The sequence below is a fragment of the Providencia sp. PROV268 genome, from assembly GCF_028477805.1.
Lineage (GTDB): Bacteria > Pseudomonadota > Gammaproteobacteria > Enterobacterales > Enterobacteriaceae > Providencia > Providencia stuartii.
On the sequence record NZ_JAMPLW010000018.1, the window covers coordinates 123,276 to 145,855 of the forward strand.

A 22,580-nucleotide genomic window follows, 5' to 3' on the forward strand; every position below is an offset into this window, starting at 1 on the left:
AGTTATTTTCATTTTATTAAAACTGAGAGGATTGTATGGCAATACCATTTATTATTGCTGGTGCAGCTATTGCGGCCGCCGCGTTTGGTGGAAAGAAAGCTTATGACGGATACCAAACAAAATCAGAAGCTGACGATATTTTAGAGAGCTCTAAACGTCGTTATGATGAAAAAAAAGAAGTGCTAGAGTCAATAAATGTTAGCACGACAACGGAATTAGAAAAGTTAGGTACGCTTGAGTTAAAAATCGGTAAAAGTTTCAATAAATTTAACACTATCGCACAATCAATATTAAAGCAGCTTAATGAATCAGGACAGGATATTTCAATTTCGATTCCACGTCATGAAATCAATAAAATTGAAAACCTCGCTATTTCAGCGACAGAGTATCTTGGAACCTTAGTGGGAGCCGGTGCATCAAGTGCTGCTGCGGGGTTTGCTGTCTATGGTGGTGTTATGGCATTCGCGGCTGCATCTACAGGAACACCAATTGCAGCGCTTTCAGGTGCGGCTGCTTATAATGCGACAATGGCGGCTATCGGTGGCGGTTCTCTAGCTGCTGGTGGTTGGGGGATGGCAGGTGGAGCAATGGTGTTAGGTGGTGCTGTTGTTGCTCCTATCTTAGCGATTGCTGGTTGGGCTTATAATTCTCACGCTGAAAAAGCATTAGATAATGCCCAAAAAATTCGCTCTGAAGTTAATGGTGCCGTTGCAAAAATGACTTTGGCTTATGAAAATTTAACCAAAACCAAAGAGTACGTTGTCGCTATTTATCATGTTTTAGAAGCACAATTTACCGTGTTTAAACCATATCTATTAGCACTCATAGAAGCCGACAAAATGATTCAACGTAATAAAGCATTAGGTCAGGCTAACACCCATGGCATTACGGATGAGTTAAAGCTCACTATTAATAATGGTTATAAACTTGCAGCTATTATGACTAACCTAATTACGACACCATTATTTAAGCCGAAATTAAATCAAAATAATGAGGCTATTATTGTTGATGAGGTTATCGAGATTGAAACAGATAGCCATGGTCTGAAAATATTAAATCAGGAATGTTTAGATAAGCGATTAGATGAAACTAAGCGTTTTACGTTATCTTGATGGCATCATAAATCATAAGTAGCAGTACTTTCACTGCTACTTATAGGTAAGACATATGCAACAGACAAATTATAATTGGCAAAAAGAAGTGAATGATACGATTGTTCAAAGTTTAGTCACTTCCTTTGGTTTGGATTTTTTATTATTAAAAGATAAAAAAGGGGGGGATGTTGATACGGTGCATAATGTCAGAAATGATATTTGGGCAACCGAGGAAGAAAAAAATCGTTATCAGGATCGTGGTGAATATGATTCACATGCATACCACAGCCACGAGAATTACAAAGAGACAAACCGCAAAGGCAAACAAAAAAAGTTAGCGGGTGAGTTAACGGACTCCTATACAGGAGAAACGTTTAGCCAACATGATGTGACTAATCTTGATCATATTATTGCGGCTTATGAAGTGCATAATGACCCTGCACGTGTTCTTGCTGAAATTGACGGTGCGGATTTAGCTAACCGTGACTCAAATTTGACCTTTACGAATGAAACATTAAATAAGTCGAAAAAAGCCAAAAAAATGGCAGACTTTATTTCGAATCTAAAGTCACAGCAAACACTGCTTAAAGCAGAAATTAGTGCATTAGAAAGTAAAGGGCAACTAACCGATATTGAGTTAAAAAAACTCAAAACACTTAAGAATAAGCAGAAAGCCAATTTTGATGCCATGAAGGCTGTCGATGAAAAGGCCAGAAAACAGTATGATGCAGAAATTAGTAGCAAGTACTACAGTAGCAGTAAGTTTTTTGTGAATACGGCATCAGCGGCTATTAACACTGGGTTGAGAATGGGAGCAAGGCAAATGCTAGGGATTGTATTTGCAGAGCTTTGGTTTGAATTAAAAGATTCGATTCCTAAATTGATTGAACAGCATAAAACAAACTTTAAATTTAAACTTTTCTTGGAGGATTTGAAAGGTGTTGTTACGAATATTTGGGAAAGATTAAAAGCTCGTTTTAAAGATTTTTGGACTGAGTTTAATAATGGGTTGTTTGGTGGGTTATTAGCCAGTGTTACAACCACCATGTTGAATATTTTCCTAACATCGACAAAAATGATAGGGAAGTTAATCCGAGAGTCTGCAAATAGCCTATTTTCTGCTGTGAAGCTGCTCTTTTTTAATCCAGAAAATTTAGCATTAGGGGATTTACTAAAATCAGCCATTAAAATTATATCGACCAGTATTTCTGTTGTACTCGGTTCAATGATAACAACATACTTGAATGGAATATTATCATTCCCATTCGGTAATGATGTTGCGCTATTCATTGGGGCTTTAGTCTCTGGTTTATTGACATTGGCGATGTGCTATTATTTAGAGCACAGTAATTTAATGCAAAAGATTTGGCGTTTTTTAAATAAATTCCGCAATAAATATGAGCTAACATTAAAGTACTACCGAGATGTTAATGCTGCTTTAGATAAATACCTAACAGAACTTGCTCAGCTTGAATTTAATTTTAATGTTGCTGAAATGCAGACGTTTACCCATGCATTGCAGGCGACAAATACAGAATATGAGCGAAAAATTATTCTTAATCAGGAAATTAAACGGAGCAATATTGCATTACCCTATGATGTAGATAGTGATGATTCATTCAGTGATTGGCTGGATTCATTATGATTTTAGAAACCGAGCTATTTCCTTGTGATAAATGTGGGGCATGCTGCCGCCATGTTGATCGCGCTAATGAAACTCAATTTCTTGATAGAGGCGATGGTATCTGTAAACATTATAATGAAACTAGCATGTTATGCACTATTTACGAAGAGCGCCCAGATATCTGTCGTGTCGATAAACAGTATTTGCTTCATTATCACGATCAATATACATGGCATGAATTTGTTGAAGTGAACAGAATTGCCTGTGAAATAATACTGGGCAGTGAATAATTTTGACTTATGCTATATCCGTTTACTAAGACCATTACTAAACCTTTTAGTGATGGTCTTATTTTATGAATTGATAAAGTAGGCTTGGTTTATCAACATCCCCCTATAACTTAGTTAATGATCCCTTTTCATTAAACCCACAGGCGTGATCTTATTGATCCCTAACATTAAATGATATTCAATCTCATTTGTTATTGACCGTCGGTCGGTCGATAATTATGATAAAGGTATCATTTGATGGGAAGGTGAGAATAATGAAACGTCTTTTTTTGATCTCTGCCGTTTGTTTAGGCACGTTTATGGCGACATTAGATATCAGCATCGTCAATGTTGCATTACCTGCAATTCAACAGGATCTCAATGCTGATATGGGAATGCTCCAGTGGATCATTGATGCTTATGCGCTTTGTTTATCTGCATTGATTTTGTCTGTGGGGCCGATTAGTGATCGCTATGGGCGCAAAAAAGTGTGGCTAGCAGGGATCGCCATTTTTACATTTGGCTCTGCCCTTTGCGCGATAGCGACGACAACAAATATGCTGATTTGGGGAAGAGTGACCCAAGGCATTGCGGCAGCAGCACTGATCCCCGGAGCTTTATCTATTATTACCCAAGCATTTTTGAATGATATTGAGCGAGTGAAGATAATTGGGATCTGGTCTGCTGTGAGTGCATTGTCATTGATAATTGGTCCTATTTTAGGCGGGTTATTAGTTGAACTGTTTGATTGGCCAACGATCTTTTTAATTAATCTTCCTCTTGGAATAGTCACTTTGTTGTTGGGTTGGATAGGCATTGATGAAAGTGCAGATGCCGAGAAAGCCGCCTTTGATCCATTAGGCCAATGCTTGAGTATTGTTGCGCTTGCGGGTGTGACATATGGCTTAATTGAAGCAGGAGCGCAAGGGTGGGGAAGCGTTATGACGATAGGGGGATTAACTGTAGGTTTTCTCGCTTTGATCAGTTTTGTGATAGTCGAAATGAAAGTCGCAAAGCCTTTATTTCCCATCTTTTTGTTTAAAACTAATCAATACTTTTTTCAATATAACGTGGCCTCTTTTACGCTTGGTTTTGCGACCTACAGCAATGTATTTTTTATCGCCTTATTTCTACAAAAAGGGCAGGGCTGGGGAGCCTTTGAGGCTGGATTGCGTATGGCTCCTGAATTTGTTGCCATGGCACTATTTTCTTTCTCTTTCGGTCACTTGACTCGATTGACGAGTGTCAGAAATTTAATGATTTTAGGGTTTGTGCTTATTGCACTAACATCTACTGCGCTTGGTTTGGTGAATGCAGATACGGCTTATACGGTTATTGCTTTGCTTTTATTTGTGCTGGGGGCTGGGATGGGAATGGCGACACCGGCGATAGGAGCTTTGATTATGGGGAGTGTTGATAAAGCCTATTCAGGGGTTGCCTCCGCAGTGATGAATGCGTTACGGCAAACAGGCATGACATTGGGGATCGCACTATTAGGGACATTAATGACGCATCAAGCACTCAATCAATTACGGCATGATGAAATGTTAATGGCAACCGTACCTGCTCAAGAAGTCAGTTTACTTATTAATAATACTTCATCAGTTACCTTACCTTATGTTGCTCAAGCTGTTCGAGCGGCAATGACATCAGGGTTTAATGTGGCGATGATAGGTGGGGCGGGTGTTGTGGTTTTCACACTATGGTTGATTGTTAAACGTCGAAAAGTGAACATTTAGTGTATTAATTAGGCGAATAAAAAAACACCTGCCGAAGCAGGTGTTTAAAGACTGAATTATTCGTCAAGGAAGCTACGTAGAACTTCTGAGCGGCTTGGATGACGCAATTTACGCAGTGCTTTTGCTTCGATCTGACGGATACGCTCACGGGTAACATCGAACTGTTTACCCACTTCTTCTAGCGTGTGGTCAGTGTTCATATCGATACCAAAACGCATACGCAGTACTTTTGCTTCACGTGCAGTCAAGCCAGCTAATACTTCATGAGTTGCCGAACGTAGACTTTCTGAAGTTGCTGAGTCTAATGGCAGTTCTAAAGTATTATCTTCAATGAAATCGCCGAGATGTGAATCTTCATCATCACCAATTGGCGTCTCCATAGAGATAGGCTCTTTAGCTATTTTCAGTACCTTACGGATCTTATCTTCCGGCATCATCATGCGTTCCGCTAACTCTTCTGGTGAAGGTTCACGGCCCATTTCCTGTAGCATCTGACGAGAGATACGGTTCAATTTATTGATGGTTTCAATCATGTGAACAGGAATACGGATGGTACGAGCCTGATCCGCGATAGAACGCGTAATTGCCTGACGGATCCACCAAGTTGCATAGGTCGAGAATTTATAACCACGGCGATATTCAAACTTATCAACCGCTTTCATCAGACCGATATTCCCTTCTTGGATCAAGTCAAGGAACTGCAAACCACGGTTGGTATATTTTTTCGCGATCGAAATAACCAGACGCAAGTTCGCTTCAACCATCTCTTTTTTCGCACGGCGAGCTTTGGCTTCACCAATAGACATGCGACGGTTGATATCTTTCACCTGCTCAATAGTCAGGCCTGTTTCTTCTTCAATTTGACGTAATCTTTGCAGACAACGCAAAATCTCTTCTTCAACTTCAACCAGCTTTTCACACCAAGGCTTGTTCATCGCTTTGGCGGCTGTTAGCCAAGTTTCACTGGTTTCATTACCGCTAAATAGCGTGATGAAGTTTTTCTTAGGCATTTTGCACTGTTCAACACACAGTTTCATGATGGTACGCTCTTGAAGGCGAACGCGATCCATCATTTCACGCATGTTATTGACCAGATAGTCAAATTGTTTTGGCACTAAGCGGAACTGTTTGAAGACTTCAGAAAGCTCTTCAATCGCTTGTGCGGTTTGTGCATTGTTACGACCAAATTGCTTAATGTGCTGACGTGTTTTTTCGTATTGCGCGCGCAATTCGCTGAATTTTTCACGGGCTAGTTCAGGATCGATGCTGTTATCATCATCGCTATCGCTGTCATCGCCGTCTTCATCATCTTCGTCTTCATCGTCGTCTTTATCTAACTCTTCTTGTGGAAGTTCAGAGCCAACGTGTGTTGCAGTTGGTGCGAGATCTTCCTCAGCGTTAGGGTCGACGAAACCGGTGATCAGGTCGGATAAACGGCTTTCGCCTGCCTCGACGTGATCATACTGTTCAAGGAGATAAGTGATGGCTTCAGGGTACTCTGCAACAGAGCATTGAACTTGGTTTATGCCATCTTCAATACGTTTTGCGATGTCGATCTCACCCTCACGGGTTAAGAGTTCGACTGTTCCCATTTCACGCATATACATGCGCACAGGGTCTGTAGTACGACCAATTTCACTTTCAACACTGGATAGAACTTGTGCTGCAGCTTCTGCCGCATCTTCATCCGTGTCGGATGTGGTTTCAGCCAGTATCAAATCATCGGCGTCAGGTGCTTCTTCCATGACCTGGATGCCCATGTCATTAATCATCTGGATGATATCTTCAATCTGATCTGAATCGACGATATCTTCCGGCAGATGGTCGTTGACCTCAGCATAGGTTAAGTAACCTTGCTCTTTACCCTTGGTTACGAGTAGCTTAAGCTGCGACTGCGGGTTTTGCTCCATAAGACGGTATCCACACTTCTGAGTATTTAGATTGGTGTCGGTCGGCGAAACAATCGGCCAACAAGAACATTCAAAGGGGATTTTTATTATTACGCTACGCCCCTTTAAAATCGTAGCATTTTACAGGCATTTGCCTTTAGTAAATCGGCACTTAAGCCGTTTGGTATTCAGTTATGTCTTCACACGTGAAAGCGTGATTAGGCGGACTTCTGCGCGCTCTTCTGGGGTCAGCCCTTCAGTTCGTTCTTTGGCTATCAAGTAGTCAAAACGCTCGTCAAGCGCGCTATTAAATAGATGGTTTAAAGCATCTTTAAATGTCTTTTCCGCTATCTCCTCTATTTCTATATCGTTCCAAGTTGCCAGTTTTTCAAGTTGACTCGCGAATTTATTGTCACGATACAGCTCAAGCAACTGCCCAGTCGTCATACCAGGGGTGGAACGGCAAACATCAACCAATTCCTGAAATAGAGAAAGCCCCGGCATTTGGATATGGGCTATCCCCTCTAGCGAGGGAACGAATTCCGAAAAACTCGGATTCTGTACCAACAACGCGATTAAAATACGCATTGTGGTTGGTTTTAATTTCGGTGCTTGGTAATTTACCGGTTCTGCATTCTCTCTATCAATCATAGCAAGAACCTGAGAAATATCCGGTATACCAATAAAATTTCCTAGCTCTTGAGCCATATATAGGCGCAATGTTTCACCAGGTATTTGTTTTATCAAAGGGATGGCGAGCTTACTAAATTTTGCTCGTCCTTCCTGTGTTTTTAAGTCAACTTGTGGCACGAGTGAATCAAATAGAAATGACGATAATGTTTGTGCGTCATTCATTCGTAATTCAAATGCTTCTTTACCTTCTTTGCGAACTAAAGAATCAGGGTCTTCGCCATCAGGTAAAAACATAAACCGTAATTGACGACCGTCGGTCAAATAGGGCAATGCATTTTCAAGGGCTCGCCAAGCTGCCTCTCTCCCAGCACGGTCGCCGTCATAACAGCAAATAACCGTATCTGTTGAACGATAGAGCAACTGAATATGTTCAGAGGTTGTTGAGGTTCCAAGTGAGGCAACCGCATAACGGATACCGTATTGTGCCAATGCAACAACGTCCATATAGCCTTCAACAACCAGTAATTTATCAAGTTCACTGTTGTGTTGCGTTGCTTCATAGAGGCCAAATAGCTGCCGGCCTTTATGGAAAATATCGGTTTCCGGTGAGTTTAGGTATTTCGGTAATGCGTCACCTAAAACACGCCCACCAAAAGCGATAACACGCCCACGACGATCTCGAATGGGGAACATTACCCGTTCCCTGAAACGGTCATAGGTACGGCCACTATCATTCGTCACTAACATACCTGCATCATCAAGCTGTTTGCGACTTTCTGGGTTTACGGCAAATTTTTTGAGCAGGTTGTCCCATCCGACAGGGGCAAAACCTATCGAGAAATGCTCAATAACGTCAGCCGATAAACCACGTTGGCTTAAATAATCTTTGGCTTTACTTGCCGATGGATGATTTAAGGCAGCGTGGTAAAAATGGTTTATTTTCTCCATCAACTGATACAGATTTTGCCGTTGATGAAGTTCAATTTGGCTTGTGCCAGTTCCCGTTTCATAAGGAACATCAAGGCCATGTAAGGCGGATAATTCTTCGATGGCTTCAACAAAATCGAGTTTGTCGTAATTCATCAAGAAATCGATCGCATTACCATGTGCACCACAGCCAAAGCAGTAATAAAACTGCCTTTCACTGTTCACCGTGAAAGATGGTGTTTTTTCGTTATGGAACGGACAGCACGCGTGATGATTTTTACCCTGTTTCTTTAACGGGACTTTTGCATCGACTAAATCGATGATGTCGGTTCTCGCTAACAAATCATTGATAAATGAACGCGGGATTCGTCCAGCCATAAGCCTCTTTTCGCCTGTTGATGAACGATAATAAGCCGCGCTTCCCTCAGGAAAGCACGGCCTTTAACTGCTTACTAATACTGCCTGTGATGATTGCGGTGGTTACCGCGACCAATTAGTACAGGCGAGTACGGCGTGCGTTTTCGCGAGCCAGTTTCTTAGCGTGACGCTTAACAGCAGATGCTTTAGCGCGTTTACGCTCAGTCGTTGGTTTTTCATAGAATTCACGACGACGAACTTCAGCTAAGACTCCTGCTTTTTCGCAGGAACGTTTGAAACGACGTAATGCAACGTCGAATGGCTCGTTTTCACGTACTTTAATTACCGGCATGTGCCTCTCACCTCAATAGAAATCGGGTTGTTGCTGGCTTTATTCCACCAGCCGTCATTTAAAATGGTGCGGAATTTTACTTCAATGAGTACGGGTTTGTAAAGTGCCGTATAAAATTGAAACACACAAGATTACCATTTCGTTGTTTTTTTGATGAAAAAAACAGCGAGTTTAGGTAATAATGAAAATTAGCCACACGAAATTTATTACAGGGCACTGATTATAGACTATACAACAGGAAAAGTCAGCCTTTTGGCATCATAAATTATACGATAGCCTGAATTTAATGATAGACTTTGGCTCATGCAACAAACAAGGGTAGTGCAATGCGCGTTTTAGGTATCGAAACATCCTGCGATGAAACCGGGATCGCAATCTACGATGATAAGGCCGGTCTATTAGCTAATCAATTATATAGCCAAATAAAAGTTCATGCTGACTACGGTGGCGTGGTTCCTGAATTGGCCTCTCGCGATCATATTCGCAAAACGGTTCCACTCATTCAGGCCGCGCTTAAACAAGCCAATCTTACGAGTGCCGATATTGATGCGGTCGCTTATACAGCGGGGCCGGGGCTTGTAGGCGCTTTAATGGTTGGTGCCACCGTGGGACGTTCGCTAGCCTTTGCATGGGGCGTTCCTGCTGTTGCTGTTCATCATATGGAAGGGCACTTACTAGCACCGATGCTGGAGGAAAAAAGCCCTGAGTTTCCATTCGTTGCTTTATTAGTGTCAGGGGGGCATACCCAGCTAATTAGTGTGACTGGTATTGGTGAATATGAATTACTCGGTGAGTCTATTGATGATGCCGCGGGTGAAGCATTTGATAAAACAGCAAAACTACTCGGGTTAGATTATCCGGGGGGGCCAGTGTTATCGCGTATGGCACAACAAGGCACAGAAGGTCGTTTTGTTTTCCCTCGACCAATGACCGACCGACCAGGGCTTGATTTTAGCTTTTCAGGGCTGAAAACCTTTGCCGCTAATACCATTCGGGAAAATGCGGATGATGAGCAAACTCGTGCAGATATTGCACGCGCTTTCGAAGATGCCGTAGTGGATACATTAGCCATAAAATGCAAGCGTGCACTTGAACAAACCGGTTTTAAACGCCTAGTTATGGCGGGGGGAGTGAGTGCCAATCGTACACTACGCGCTAAAATGGAAGAGGTGCTAAAGCAGCGTGGGGGGGAGGTGTTTTATGCACGCCCAGAGTTCTGTACTGATAATGGTGCGATGATTGCATTAGCGGGGCTGATCCGCTTAAAAGGCGGCGCGACAACAGGCTTAGGCGTTACAGTGCGCCCGCGTTGGCCATTAGCGGAGCTTCCACCATTAGTCGAAACTCGCGAATAGTATCGAAAGTGTGATTAGCGCGGCGGCCCATTTATTGTCAATTGAGTCGCCGCTAATTTATTGTCTCCCGATATCTCGTTTTCTTTTTTAGATCCAGAAACGGTGATTTAGTGCAAAATAGTTATCGCATCATCCAATCTTATCGCATGTTTTTTGACGACCTCAGAGGCATTAGCACTTTGTTCGACTAACACGGTATTTTTCTGGGCGATGGATTCGAGTTCAAAGACGGCCTGTGTGATTTCAGTGAGTCCGGCTGCTTGTTCGGAAGTTGCGTTGCTGATATGGCTGATCAGTTGGGTGACATCCTGTACTTGCTTGACCACTTCTTGCAATGTATCTCCCGTGGTGTGTACGTGCAATTTGCCTGAATGTACTTTGTTTTCACAGTCATCAATAAGGTCACGAATATCGTTTACGGCGCTCGCACTTCGGCTGGCAAGGCTACGCACTTCATCTGCAACAACCGCAAAACCTTTTCCTTGCTCTCCTGCTCGAGCTGCTTCAACAGCGGCATTAAGGGCCAATATATTGGTTTGAAAAGCGATCGTTTTAATCACATCGGTAATAGCGTTGATTTTATTCGTACTGTGAACAATTTCATCCATGGTTTGGACAACATTTTTCATGGCTTCCGCGGCATGAATTGCGGTTTCACTTGTCTGACTAGAGAGTTTATCCGCCTGTATCGTATTATCTGCGTTCATTTGTACGGACACTGACATTTGATTCATCGCCGCTACCGTTTGTTGCACATAGCCCACTGTTTTTTGGGTATGCTGTTCTAGTTCATCACAATCGTTAACTAATAGTTCACTCTCGTTGTGCACATTACTGATTTGGTAAGACACGTCGTTGGTTAACCACCGGCACACTAATCCGAGTTGACCAATAGATCGTAATATCATCCCAATTTCATCAACACGATGAAGATGGCTGATACTGTGGCACTCGCCTCTTGCCACATCAAGGGCTTGTCTAGCAACATTTTCGATAGGCTTCGCCACCATACGTTCAAGTAAAACGTTGCTAGCGGATAAGGTGATTAAGGTGAGAACGGTTGCGTGAAGAAAAGACAAGCCTTGTAGGCCCGAGAGTGCAGCAACGCTTATCCAACCCGTAAATAACAGGATCATCAGTAATCGAATACGCCAACGTATCGACAGCGCAGGGTATTGTCCAAACCAGTGCTTTGCTAACACGAGGCCTTTATGTAATTTATGAGGGGGGCGCCCTTGGTTTAATGCCCGATAGAGCGGCTCAGCACTGGCGATTTCTTCTCGTGAGGCTTTTGTTCGAATCGACATATAACCCGTGATAACACCTTCTCTCATCATTGGGCAAATATTGGCTCTAACCCAATAGTGATCACCGTTTTTACGGCGATTTTTTACAATACCAGTCCATGGCTCCCCCTTTTTTAAGGTACTCCACATGTCCGCAAAGGCTGCTTTAGGCATATCAGGGTGGCGAATGATGTTATGAGGTCGGTTCATCAGTTCCAAGAGTGAATAACCACTTACTTTAATAAAGTCATCGTTTGCGTGAGTGATATTGCCATCTAAATCACTCGTGGTCATCAGTGTGGTATCGTCTTCTAATTGATATTCGTTTTGTGTAATAAAGGGAATGCTCGTCATAAATACACCATTATAATTGTTGAGTTTCTCAATGGTATATTTCGACTTATTTCAAATTATCATTAGGCATTATTTATAATAATTTGATGTTTATCTGATTTTTACCCGCAATATCACTTAAGTTTGGTACAGAGTTTGGATAGGAGTAGGTCAATTATGTTGAAAGCATAAAAAAGGCTGTTATGACAGCCTCTTAATATTAATCTTCTTGTTCTTGCTCTTTTGCTTCTTGAGCGATTTCTTTCGGGGTTTTTTGTTTCTTATTTTTGAGCTTTTGCCAAATACGGCTTTCTTGCCCGCGCCATAAACGTTGAATATTACCATGATGGCGGACTAAGACGAGGCAGGAGAGCATCGCCACAGGGAAGGTGAACTCGGGCTTAAACCACCAAACATAGAATGGGGCAAGTAGTGCACCGATAATGGCACCTAATGAAGAGTAGCCGCTAAGAAGTACCGTGAGTAACCAAGTGCCCGCAATTAAGCCAGAAAGATCCCAGCCGATAGCGGCGATAGAGCCAAATGCCGTTGCGACACCTTTCCCGCCTTTAAAACGGAAGAAAACGGGGTAAATATGTCCCAGACAAGCTGCAATCGCGACAAAGCCAAGATAGAATGGAGGAACTTTTAGATAATAAGCCAACCAAACCGGGATCATCCCCTTTAGGACGTCACAAATGAGCACTGCGGCTGCGGCTAATTTACCGCCGACGCGCAAGACGTTGGTTGCTCCAGGGTTACCTGAGCCGTGTTGACGAGGGTCGGGCAATCTTGCCAATCGGCAGATCAGTATAGCACTTGAAACTGAGCCACAAAGGTAGGCAAAGATTATCATGCCAAGCGCGGTTGCACTCATAGCAAACTCCAAAACAGTTGGGGTATATATACACAATTTATTTCACTCATTGGATAATACGCATATTTTCCATGAAGTGGTATCAATTCAGCACATAAACGAGAAAATGACGTGATGGATATCGTATTTATTGAACAATTATCAGTCATCACCACCATTGGTGTATATGACTGGGAACAAAAAATTGAGCAGAAACTCGTGCTCGATATCGAAATGGGATGGGATAACAAACGAGCATCAAGGAGCGATAATGTCACCGATTGTCTCGATTACGCGCAAATTAGCCAAGCCATTATGGATCATGTCAGTAAAAACAAATTTGGCTTAGTAGAACGTGTCGCGGAAGAAGTCGCTCAACTTCTATTAGGTCATTTTTGTTGCCCTTGGGTACGCATTAAAGTTGCTAAGCCAGGCGCAGTTGTGCGGGCGAAAAGTGTGGGTGTTATTATTGAAAGAGGCACTAGACCCGCTTAAAACTGAAAAGAAAGATAGGGCGGTGTATCGCCGCCAACTATCGGTTAGGCATTAATAGGTAACAGTGTTTGCTGTTGCCGCCACTGTTCAATCTGTTCAATGCGTTGGCGAGTCAGCTCTTCTCGGATTTTGGGACCTTGAAACCCTTGCTCAACAATAGGCTTAACGCTAACCGTTTGGGCAACATGAAAAGCTTGGCGAAAAAACTCCGCTTGTGGATACGCTTGCTGTTCAAAGCCAGCGCGACCACGCGCATCAGCTTCACTAATCACCCCCAATTGGGCTATTCGCTCAGGTTTACGCCAACTGTCTAATCCATCAAATAATTGAACCAGCTCTTGGGCTGTTAATCGATTTATGACATGAATTTTATCATGGAAACGAGCGGTTAGGCGTGCAAGCTCCCTCGCGCTATTAGGAATTTTTAAGCGATCACACAAGTTATCGATTAGGGCAACACCAGCTTCGCCATGATGAGGATGGCTAGGCCAGATAGTTTTGGGAGTGAGTGCCTTACCGACATCGTGGCACAGTGCAGAGAAGCGAATATCAACATCAGTGGAAAGTTGGGCGGCCATACGTAACACCATTAGGGTGTGTATCCCCGTATCAATTTCTGGGTGCCATTTGGCAGGAGCTGGCACGCCAAACAAATTATCGATTTCGGGAAATAGCACGGCAAGGGCCCCACATTGACGGAGTACCTCAAAGTAGACCTGCGGTGATTTGGACTTCAAGGCTTTTTCGGTTTCTGCCCAAACACGTTCAGCGGTTAGATGAGTAAGTTCACCAGATGCCGTCATGGTTTGCATTAACGATAGGGTTTCGGGGGCAATATGAAAACCTTGTTCAGCGTAACGAGCGGCAAAACGCGCTACGCGTAAAACGCGTAGTGGATCCTCAGCAAATGCCTCAGACACATGACGTAAGACTCTCGCCTTTAAGTCATCGACCCCATTATAGGGATCGGTCAACTGTCCTTGGTCATCTTTAGCGATGGCATTGATAGTGAGATCACGGCGTAGAAGATCATCTTCAATGGTCACGTCTGGGGCGGAATAGCAACTGAATCCAGTATACCCTGCGCCTGTTTTGCGCTCAGTTCTTGCTAGAGCGTACTCTTCATGGGTTTGAGGGTGAAGAAATACCGGGAAGTCTTTCCCCACTTGCTGGAAACCTTGGGCCAACATCGTTTCAGGTGTTGACCCTACCACCACATAGTCTCTATCTGAGACCGGAAGGCCAAGCAGTTCATCTCGTACCGCTCCACCGACCAGATATACTTTCATCATTAATTTTTAGCTCATCCAACGATCATTACGTTTTTTACGGCGCGGAATAATATGCGGCAGGATCAGACCAAAAATAAGCCCAGCCCCCGCAACGCCACCACCATACATAAACCATTGTAATATGAGTTCACGACGACGGTCATCAAGGTTAACTTCCGCAATTTCTAATTTCTTGCCAGACTTAATAAGCTCATTTTTCAATTTTTCATTTTCGGCTTTCAATTGGTTGACGATTTTATCGTTATCGGCAACGCGCTGTTGCATATCCGCCGTGCGTGTATTCCACGTATTATCAATATTTTCGAGTTGCTGACGTAATTTTTGATTTTCGGCTTCTAACTCAGGAATACGTATTTTCATACTCGGTGTGTCGCTGAGTTGGTTTTCTGGAAGCCATACTGTACGCCCACGTTCGTCTTTGACTTGAGCGAAATTACCATCCGTTGAGATAAGCTCAACACTTTCACCCGCATTGAGTGTGCCAACAATCCGATATTTTGTTCCTGGCCCACTATGCACATAAGTTGATAAGTCATCAGAAATATAACGTTTTTCAGCGGCAACGGTGCTGACTGATAGGCTTAGCCCCATGATTGAAAGGAGTAGTAATGGTATTTTTCGCATAGTATTTACTTTCTATTATTTATGGTGAATGAATGCGGCATATGTGTAGACATACTCTAGATCATTCGAGTTGCGGCTAGACGGTGAGTGAGCGAAATAGATAGCGATGCCATTCGCGCGGATGACTTAGTCAACAAAAACTCAGCGTGTTGCGACAACTTGAAGTACGACGAGTACAAATACTAAAGAGTTAAGTGTGCGTGTGCAAATGTAAAACCAGAATGGGAACTATCCTAACTCACTATATAGCGTATAATTCCTTGCATTTCTTGACATAAACACCTGAAATAAATTGAGAGCATAGAATTTTTGGTTTCTTTGCGCTTTGTTTTCTCACTCGGCGCTGATTGGGGTAATATAATTGCAGAGAAATTATCAATTAAGGAAATGTATGAGCCACCTAGAAGTTGAACTGAAATTGGCTGCTCAAACCACGGCAATTGAGCCAGTACGCCAATTTTTATCGACACTTTCCCACCAACATACTGAACCAAAGAAACTGACTAATATCTATTTCGACACTGAAACACGCCAACTGCGCCAATGGGATATGGGATTGCGTATTCGCGGTTGTGATGGTCGTTATGAAATGACCATTAAAACGGCAGGACAAGTGATTGGCGGATTGCATCAACGTCCTGAATATAATGTTGATATTGATGCACCAGAGCTCAATTTACCCGCTTTTCCCGTCGAAATTTGGCCAGAAGGCATCGATGTCCAGCAATTACAGTCACAATTACAGATCCTTTTTAGTACTAATTTTACCCGTGAAAAATGGCTAGTGACATTTGAAGACAGTGAAATCGAAATTGTTTTCGATCAGGGGGAAATTTCTGCTGGCTCCCGAGATCTTCCTATTCAAGAATTTGAATTAGAACTTAAAAAAGGTTTCGTTGCAGATGTACTGAATTTAGCGAAAAAGCTAGCCGACATTGATGGTTTGCGCCTCTCTTCCACCAGTAAAGCTGCGAGAGGCTATTCATTGATGCAAACAGAGCGCGCACCATTGCAACAGCCAGAAACGGTGTTTGATTATGAGCAACAGCCCATAGAACAAGCATTGATGCATATGCAGCAGCTAAGCCAACAGCATGAAGCCTATTGGCTAGCCGATGAGGCGGGTGCCCGTGAAGGGCTTGATGTCTTTTTACGCTTTGTCCAAGCGTTTTTGGTGCATTATCGCAACTCTGCCCCCCAGTTTGTGCAGGATATTCCTTTAGAGCAGCTTCGCGCGGATCTTGCCGATGATAAACTGAGTGCAGAAACCTTTTGCTACAGCAGCCGCTGGTTAAAATGTAAATTGGCCTTCACGCAGTGGTTAATTGCCTTGAAATATACTGATATTCATTAAGGTGTTGATATGCATCCTTTTCCTGAGTTGCTACACAGCCAACGAGAGCGGGTTATCGCACGTTTGGCCGATCATGGAAGTGAATTACTGCCTCTGAGTGATGAAGAAGCCATCGTACTAAGTTTTAGTGACTTTGTGTTAAAGCAGGTTTTAGCGCATTCACGTTTTTTGCAGCAGATCCGTGAGCAACGACCTAGCCCTAGCGAATGGCAATATTATGAGCAGTGGCTTGGAAAGGATTTGGAATCGGTGGTAGATGAAGATCATTTGATGCGAGTATTGCGGACATTTCGCCATCAAATGCTAGTCAGAGCCGCTTGGATGCAAGCCTTAAAGATCAGTTCGGAAAAAGAAACTTTACAGCAACTGAGTCATTTAGCGGAAACTGTGATCGTTGCCGCAAGAGATTGGTTATATCAGCAATATAGTCAATCGTGGGGAACGCCTTGTGATAGCGAAGGTAACCCACAGCCATTACTGGTTCTCGGAATGGGGAAACTGGGTGGTGGAGAGCTTAATTTTTCTTCTGATATCGATTTGATTTTTGCCTATCCCGAAAATGGCGTAACACGCGGTGGACGCAAAGAGCTAGATAACGCGCAATTTTTTACCCGTCTAGGACAAAAGTTGATCCGCGTCCTCGATCAAGTCACGGTTGAGGGCTTTGTGTATCGTGTCGATATGCGTTTACGCCCATTTGGTGACAGTGGACCTTTGGTGTTCAGTTTTTCTGCTTTAGAGGATTATTATCAAGAGCAAGGGCGTGATTGGGAACGCTATGCAATGGTTAAAGCACGTATTATGGGGCCAGATAGCCTACATTATGCAGATACATTGCGTCAGTTACTACGTCCCTTCGTCTATCGCCGTTATATCGATTTTAGTGTGATTCAATCGCTACGTAATATGAAAAATATGATTGAGCGAGAGGTTCGCCGTCGGGGGCTGGTCGATAATATTAAACTTGGGGCTGGTGGCATTCGAGAAATTGAATTTATCACTCAAGTTTTTCAGTTGATCCGTGGCGGCCGCGAACCGGCACTGCAATCACAATCATTACTGCTAGCCATGAAAGGTATTAGAGAGCTTGAACTGCTTCCTGCCGAGCAAGTCGAACTGCTACAAGAGAATTATCTCTTTTTACGGCGGGTGGAAAATTTATTGCAAAGTATTGATGACCAGCAAACCCAGACTCTACCGGATGATGCTCTCAATCAAGCCCGTTTAGCTTGGGGGATGGGCTTTGAACACTGGCAGGCTTTTTATCAAGAACTCATGCAGAAAATGGCGATGGTTCATCATATTTTTACTGAACAAATTGGTCAGGATGATGAAGAAGAGCGTCAAGATAGCTTCGATGAAATCTATATCACCTTGTGGCAAGGGGAGCTTACTAAAGAGGAGTTAGCCCCTTACTTGCCTTCTCAGGACGAGGAAGTTGCCCAGAAAATCATTCATGGCATTTTGATGTTTCGTCACGACCTCAATAAACGCACGATAGGGCCGCGTGGGCGAGATGTTCTTGATGAATTAATGCCTAAATTATTGGCAAAAGTGGGAGAGAGGGCGGATGCAGGGCAAGTTGTCGAACGTCTAACACCACTTTTATTAAGCATAGTTAGCCGAACAACCTATTTAGAGTTGATGCTTGAATTTGATGAAGTATTGACTCACGTTATTCGCTTATGTGCCGCATCCCCAATGATTGCGGAGCAGCTTGCCCGCCACCCATTATTGCTTGATGAGCTACTCGATCCGAAATCCCTTTACCAACCTCTACCTTTAACCGCATATCGTGATGAATTGCGTCAATATTTAATGCGAGTGCCTGAAGAAGATGAAGAGCAACAGCTAGAGGCATTAAGGCAATTTAAACAAGCACAATTATTGCGTATTGCTGCGGAAGATATTACGGGCGTCTTGCCAGTGATGAAAGTCAGTGATCATTTAACCTATTTGGCTGAAGCGATCATTGATGCTGTTGTTCATCAAGCATGGCAAAAAATGGTGAAACGCTACGGTGAGCCAGCACATCTTGCTCAATTAGATGAAAAACAATATGGTTTTGCGGTATTGGGATATGGGAAATTAGGCGGCTGGGAGCTTGGCTACAGTTCCGATTTGGATTTGGTGTTTCTATTCGATTGCCCTATCGGGGTTGTCACGAATGGTGAGCGTTCAATAGACGCAAGGCAATTTTATTTACGTGTTGCACAGCGTATTATTCATCTATTTAGTACCCGTACAGCCTCTGGGGTACTGTATGAAGTGGATGCCCGTTTAAGGCCATCAGGGGAGTCTGGTATGTTAGTCAGTACCATTGAAGCCTTTGATGATTATCAAAAAAATGAAGCATGGACATGGGAACATCAGGCATTGATCCGAGCTAGAATGGTATTTGGCGATGCTAGATTACAACAAGAGTTTAATCGTATTCGCCATGAAACCTTATGTACTCCACAAGATGCAGAAACATTACGTCAGCAAGTACGTGATATGCGGTTGAAAATGCATCAACACTTAGGGAGCCATCAAAGTAACCTATTTGATTTGAAAGCTGATCCGGGTGGCATTACCGATATTGAATTTATCGCACAATACCTTGTTTTACGCTACGCACCTGAAAACCCATCATTAACTCGTTGGTCTGATAATGTCCGTATCTTTGAACTTATGGCTCAACATGCGTTGATGCCTGAAAATGAAGCCAATGCTTTAACTCAGGCGTATGTGACTATGCGTGATGAATTACATCATCTTGCTTTGCAATCATTGCCAAGTAGAGTGAATATCAGCCAGTTTGTCGTTGAGCGTGAACAGGTTTTAGCGAGTTGGAAAAAATGGCTAGGGGCGGTCGAATCGCATCATTAACGCGGCCTATTGCTTTGTGATAATATCGCGTTAATTAATTACAGCTTCCTTTTGAAAACTGGAGTTTTGGGATGAAAGTAACACTCCCTGATTATAAACAAGCAGGTGTACTTGTTGTTGGTGATGTCATGTTAGACCGCTATTGGCATGGCCCAGCGAGTCGTATCTCACCAGAAGCACCGGTGCCGGTGGTTAAAGTCAATATGGTTGAAGAGCGTCCTGGTGGTGCTGCTAACGTAGCCATGAATATTGCTTCATTAGGCGCCAACTCTCGCCTTGTTGGCTTGACGGGAATTGACGATGCGGCAAAAGCACTCACTGAAAGTTTGAATGCTGTAAAAGTACGTTGTGACTTTGTGGCAATCCCAACTCATCCCACGATTACGAAATTACGGGTGTTGTCACGTAATCAACAACTGATCCGCCTTGATTTTGAAGAAGGCTTTGAAAATATTGATGTTCAACCTTTGCTAGAACGTATTGAACAAGCCTTGCCACATATTGGTGCATTGGTATTGTCAGATTATGCTAAAGGGGCATTATCGCAAGTACAAAAAATGATTGCCTTGGCAAACAAAGCCGGCGTGCCTGTTCTGATTGATCCGAAAGGGAGTGATTTTGAACGCTACCGTGGTGCGACGTTGCTGACACCAAATATGTCTGAGTTTGAAGCCATTGTCGGTCGTTGCCGTGATAACCAAGATGTTGAAGAGAAGGGGATGAATTTATTGAAATCCCTCGATTTAACAGCGTTATTGATCACACGATCTGAGCAAGGGATGAGCCTGATCCGCCGTGATGAGCCACCGCTACATTTACCGACAGAAGCGCAAGAAGTTTATGATGTAACAGGGGCGGGGGATACGGTTATTGGCGTATTGGCGGCCTCTATTGCTTCAGGTCGCCCTCTGCATGAGGCATGTGCGTTAGCTAATGCTGCGGCAGGTGTGGTCGTTGGAAAATTGGGGACTTCAACCGTTTCCCCTATCGAGTTAGAGAATGCGATCCGCGGCCGTGCCGATAACGGTTTTGGTGTGATGGATGAAAAGCAGCTAAAACAGGCTGTGGCAAACGCGAGGTTGCGTGGCGAACGTGTGGTGATGACAAATGGTTGTTTTGATATTCTGCATGCAGGCCATGTTTCGTACCTTGCTAATGCTCGTAAGCTAGGGGATAGGCTAATCGTCGCCGTAAATAGTGATGCTTCGACGCGCCGCCTTAAAGGGGAAACTCGCCCCGTCAATCCGCTGGAGCAGCGTATGATTGTGCTAGGAGCGTTGGAATCTGTCGATTGGGTCGTTCCTTTTGAAGAAGACACGCCACAACGTTTAATTAGTGAAGTGCTACCTGATGTTCTGGTGAAAGGGGGAGATTATCGCCCTGAAGAGATAGCTGGGAGCGAGGAAGTTTGGGCTGCGGGTGGTGAGGTTAAAGTACTGAACTTTGAAGATGGTATTTCAACGACGAATATCATTAAAAATATTATGAAAACCAGCAAATAAGCTACAAACATACCGTTGATAAGGCCTGTGATAGATGTGGCACAGGTCTTATCAAAATTCGTCGTATAGCGCTACCGCCTAGGGGAGCAAGAAATTATTCTTGTTCAGATGGCTTCTCTTCAAGCGCTTTTGGTTCACCAAAACGCTCTTCTAATGCTTTCACTCGTTGTTCCATTTGCGCTAACTTTTCGCGTGTACGCAATAACACTTGGGTTTGAATATCAAACTCTTCGCGGCTTACAAGGTCAAGTTTACTGAGTTGTGACTGAAGCAGTGAACGTAGTTTCTTATCAAAATCTTCACCCAAATCACGGACGCCTTTTGGTAAAGCACCTTGAATTTGGCGGGCTACTTGTTCAATTTTTTTCGGATCGAGCATTCGCGGGTCCTTAAGTTTTAAAAGATCAATTTGCCGATAGTGTAATACTAGAATGCTTTGTAATAAAGCCCATATGCACCTTGTGCAGCAAGTTGAGGTAAAGGTGTGCAAGATAGGCCTGTCTTCCTCAATTGCTGATCCTCACTTAAGCGTATCTAATGTGTGACTTGAATGAATAACGCTTCGTTTTTTTATTGATTTTTTTTGACAGAAAATGTGAGTTAGCCGTTAATTTTGGGTTTGCCCGTTGCACGTTGTAATTATTGGCGTTATATTGAATGCGCTTATCTCAGGGCGGGGTGGAAGTCCCCACCGGCGGTAACATGCCTAGGCATGAAGCCCGCGAGCGCTTTATCATTTGTTAGGGTAAAGGTCAGCAGATCCAGTGTGAATCTGGAGCCGACGGTTATAGTCCGGATGGGAGAGAATAACGGTATTAGCATCATTGTGCTATCGAAGCACTGTATTGCTTTTCATATCTGAATTGGCAGAGCGCACACTCGTGGCTGTTTTGTTTATTCAGTTCTCATACTCCTAAGACTGCCCTGATTCTGGTAACTAATAAATTATTACTTAAGAGGTTTTTACCATGAATCAGACGCTACTTTCCGAATTCGGTAATCCAATCGAACGTGTTGAACGTGCCATTGCAGCATTGCGCCAAGGCCAAGGTGTGCTTGTGCTCGATGATGAAGATCGTGAAAATGAAGGCGACCTTGTTTTTGCCGCAGAAACAATGACGCCAGAACAAATGGCTATGACGATCCGCTATAGTAGCGGGATTGTGTGCCTGTGCATTACGGAAGAACGCCGTAAACAGCTTGAATTGCCTATGATGGTGCAAAATAATACCAGCCAAAACAATACTGCTTTTACGGTAACGATTGAGGCAGCTAAAGGGGTAACGACGGGCGTTTCAGCAGCAGACCGCATCACAACAATCCGTGCTGCCATTGCTGATAATGCAACGCCGGCAGATCTACATCATCCAGGGCATGTGTTCCCGCTGCGTGGTCGTGATGGCGGGGTTCTGACTCGTCGTGGTCATACAGAGGCGAGCATTGATTTAGCGACACTAGCTGGGTTTAAACCCGCGGGAGTGTTGTGCGAATTGACTAACGATGATGGCACAATGGCTCGCGCACCGGACGTCGTTGCTTTTGCTAAAGAACATGGTATGACCGTTTTAACAATTGAAGATCTGGTTGCATACCGTTTGCAGATGGAAAAGAAAGCGAGCTAAGCAAACAGAGAGTTAGACATTTAGCATCGAATTTTAAGCCACAAAGTTGCACACCTTTGTGGCTTATTCAATTTATTTGACGAAGATGCTCAGCACCATCTACTGT

General features: G+C 43.5%; 18 protein-coding genes and 1 riboswitch. Of the genes, 10 read left to right on the plus strand and 8 right to left on the minus strand.

Translation table 11 applies throughout. The annotated features are described in order from the left end of the window. Window positions 1-35: 35 nt before the first annotated feature. The 4 genes from PR699_RS14135 to PR699_RS14150 all read left to right on the plus strand — a co-directional run bounded on the left by PR699_RS14135 (window position 36) and on the right by PR699_RS14150 (window position 4,726). A complete protein-coding gene (locus PR699_RS14135) occupies window positions 36-1,112 on the plus strand; it encodes a hypothetical protein (RefSeq protein WP_004925206.1) in 1,077 nt (358 codons plus the stop codon). Window positions 1,113-1,167: 55 nt separating this feature from the next. Further along, window positions 1,168-2,739, plus strand: coding sequence for an ATP--cob(I)alamin adenosyltransferase (locus tag PR699_RS14140; protein WP_014657627.1), 1,572 nt, complete (start codon window positions 1,168-1,170; stop codon window positions 2,737-2,739). Then, window positions 2,736-3,008, plus strand: coding sequence for a YkgJ family cysteine cluster protein (locus tag PR699_RS14145; RefSeq protein WP_004925202.1), 273 nt, complete (start codon window positions 2,736-2,738; stop codon window positions 3,006-3,008). Before PR699_RS14140 ends, PR699_RS14145 begins: the two co-directional genes overlap by 4 nt. 254 nt (window positions 3,009-3,262) lie before the next feature. Then, a complete protein-coding gene (locus PR699_RS14150; RefSeq protein WP_014657628.1) occupies window positions 3,263-4,726 on the plus strand; it encodes an MFS transporter in 1,464 nt (487 codons plus the stop codon). Between the two features lie 56 nt (window positions 4,727-4,782). Here PR699_RS14150 and rpoD read toward each other — a convergent pair whose 3' ends face one another. From rpoD to rpsU, 3 genes are all read right to left on the minus strand, one after another. After that, complete coding sequence (gene rpoD, locus PR699_RS14155) at window positions 4,783-6,690, minus strand: RNA polymerase sigma factor RpoD (protein WP_120752680.1); 1,908 nt, start codon at window positions 6,688-6,690, stop codon at window positions 4,783-4,785. A gap of 117 nt (window positions 6,691-6,807) precedes the next feature. Next, window positions 6,808-8,553: a DNA primase gene (gene dnaG / locus PR699_RS14160; RefSeq protein ID WP_004925191.1), complete on the minus strand. Its 1,746-nt coding sequence runs from the start codon at window positions 8,551-8,553 to the stop codon at window positions 6,808-6,810. 115 nt (window positions 8,554-8,668) lie between these two features. Further along, window positions 8,669-8,884 carry a 30S ribosomal protein S21 gene (gene rpsU / locus PR699_RS14165; RefSeq protein ID WP_001144069.1) on the minus strand — a complete coding sequence of 72 codons (216 nt, stop codon included), beginning with the start codon at window positions 8,882-8,884 and terminating at the stop codon, window positions 8,669-8,671. Window positions 8,885-9,210: 326 nt separating this feature from the next. On the opposite strand from rpsU, the gene tsaD reads away from it, so the two are divergent. After that, window positions 9,211-10,239, plus strand: a complete 1,029-nt coding sequence (tsaD, locus tag PR699_RS14170) for a tRNA (adenosine(37)-N6)-threonylcarbamoyltransferase complex transferase subunit TsaD (RefSeq protein ID WP_004925183.1) — start codon at window positions 9,211-9,213, stop codon at window positions 10,237-10,239. A 107-nt stretch (window positions 10,240-10,346) separates the two neighbouring features. Here tsaD and PR699_RS14175 read toward each other — a convergent pair whose 3' ends face one another. Together PR699_RS14175 and plsY are read right to left on the minus strand one after the other, a co-directional pair. Next, window positions 10,347-11,879 carry a PAS domain-containing methyl-accepting chemotaxis protein gene (locus tag PR699_RS14175; RefSeq protein WP_014657629.1) on the minus strand — a complete coding sequence of 511 codons (1,533 nt, stop codon included), beginning with the start codon at window positions 11,877-11,879 and terminating at the stop codon, window positions 10,347-10,349. Window positions 11,880-12,078: 199 nt separating this feature from the next. Next, window positions 12,079-12,735 (minus strand): glycerol-3-phosphate 1-O-acyltransferase PlsY, encoded by a 657-nt coding sequence (gene plsY / locus PR699_RS14180; RefSeq protein ID WP_014657630.1) that lies wholly within the window; start codon window positions 12,733-12,735, stop codon window positions 12,079-12,081. A 114-nt stretch (window positions 12,736-12,849) separates the two neighbouring features. Here plsY and folB point away from each other — a divergent pair, with 114 nt between their 5' ends. Then, window positions 12,850-13,209 carry a bifunctional dihydroneopterin aldolase/7,8-dihydroneopterin epimerase gene (gene folB, locus PR699_RS14185; protein ID WP_004925173.1) on the plus strand — a complete coding sequence of 120 codons (360 nt, stop codon included), beginning with the start codon at window positions 12,850-12,852 and terminating at the stop codon, window positions 13,207-13,209. Between the two features lie 44 nt (window positions 13,210-13,253). Here the strand turns inward: folB and PR699_RS14190 are convergent, their stop codons facing one another. Then, window positions 13,254-14,498, minus strand: coding sequence for a multifunctional CCA addition/repair protein (locus PR699_RS14190; RefSeq protein WP_014657631.1), 1,245 nt, complete (start codon window positions 14,496-14,498; stop codon window positions 13,254-13,256). A gap of 9 nt (window positions 14,499-14,507) precedes the next feature. After that, on the minus strand, window positions 14,508-15,125 hold the full coding sequence (locus PR699_RS14195; RefSeq protein WP_014657632.1) for a TIGR04211 family SH3 domain-containing protein: 618 nt from the start codon (window positions 15,123-15,125) through the stop codon (window positions 14,508-14,510). Between the two features lie 391 nt (window positions 15,126-15,516). On the opposite strand from PR699_RS14195, the gene PR699_RS14200 reads away from it, so the two are divergent. The 3 genes from PR699_RS14200 (at window position 15,517) to hldE (ending at window position 20,852) form a co-directional block, all read left to right on the plus strand. Further along, complete coding sequence (locus tag PR699_RS14200) at window positions 15,517-16,479, plus strand: inorganic triphosphatase (RefSeq protein WP_272577854.1); 963 nt, start codon at window positions 15,517-15,519, stop codon at window positions 16,477-16,479. 9 nt (window positions 16,480-16,488) lie between these two features. Continuing rightward, entirely contained in the window at window positions 16,489-19,350 is a 2,862-nt protein-coding gene (gene glnE / locus PR699_RS14205; protein ID WP_014657633.1) for a bifunctional [glutamate--ammonia ligase]-adenylyl-L-tyrosine phosphorylase/[glutamate--ammonia-ligase] adenylyltransferase, read from the plus strand. A gap of 71 nt (window positions 19,351-19,421) precedes the next feature. Then, window positions 19,422-20,852 carry a bifunctional D-glycero-beta-D-manno-heptose-7-phosphate kinase/D-glycero-beta-D-manno-heptose 1-phosphate adenylyltransferase HldE gene (gene hldE / locus PR699_RS14210; RefSeq protein WP_004925155.1) on the plus strand — a complete coding sequence of 477 codons (1,431 nt, stop codon included), beginning with the start codon at window positions 19,422-19,424 and terminating at the stop codon, window positions 20,850-20,852. Window positions 20,853-20,946: 94 nt separating this feature from the next. Here hldE and PR699_RS14215 read toward each other — a convergent pair whose 3' ends face one another. Then, a complete protein-coding gene (locus PR699_RS14215; RefSeq protein WP_004925153.1) occupies window positions 20,947-21,231 on the minus strand; it encodes an accessory factor UbiK family protein in 285 nt (94 codons plus the stop codon). A 282-nt stretch (window positions 21,232-21,513) separates the two neighbouring features. Next, a riboswitch (FMN riboswitch) is annotated at window positions 21,514-21,664 on the plus strand. Window positions 21,665-21,820: 156 nt separating this feature from the next. Between PR699_RS14215 and ribB the strand changes: the two genes are divergently transcribed. After that, a complete protein-coding gene (gene ribB, locus PR699_RS14220) occupies window positions 21,821-22,474 on the plus strand; it encodes a 3,4-dihydroxy-2-butanone-4-phosphate synthase (protein ID WP_004925150.1) in 654 nt (217 codons plus the stop codon). Window positions 22,475-22,580: the final 106 nt, after the last annotated feature.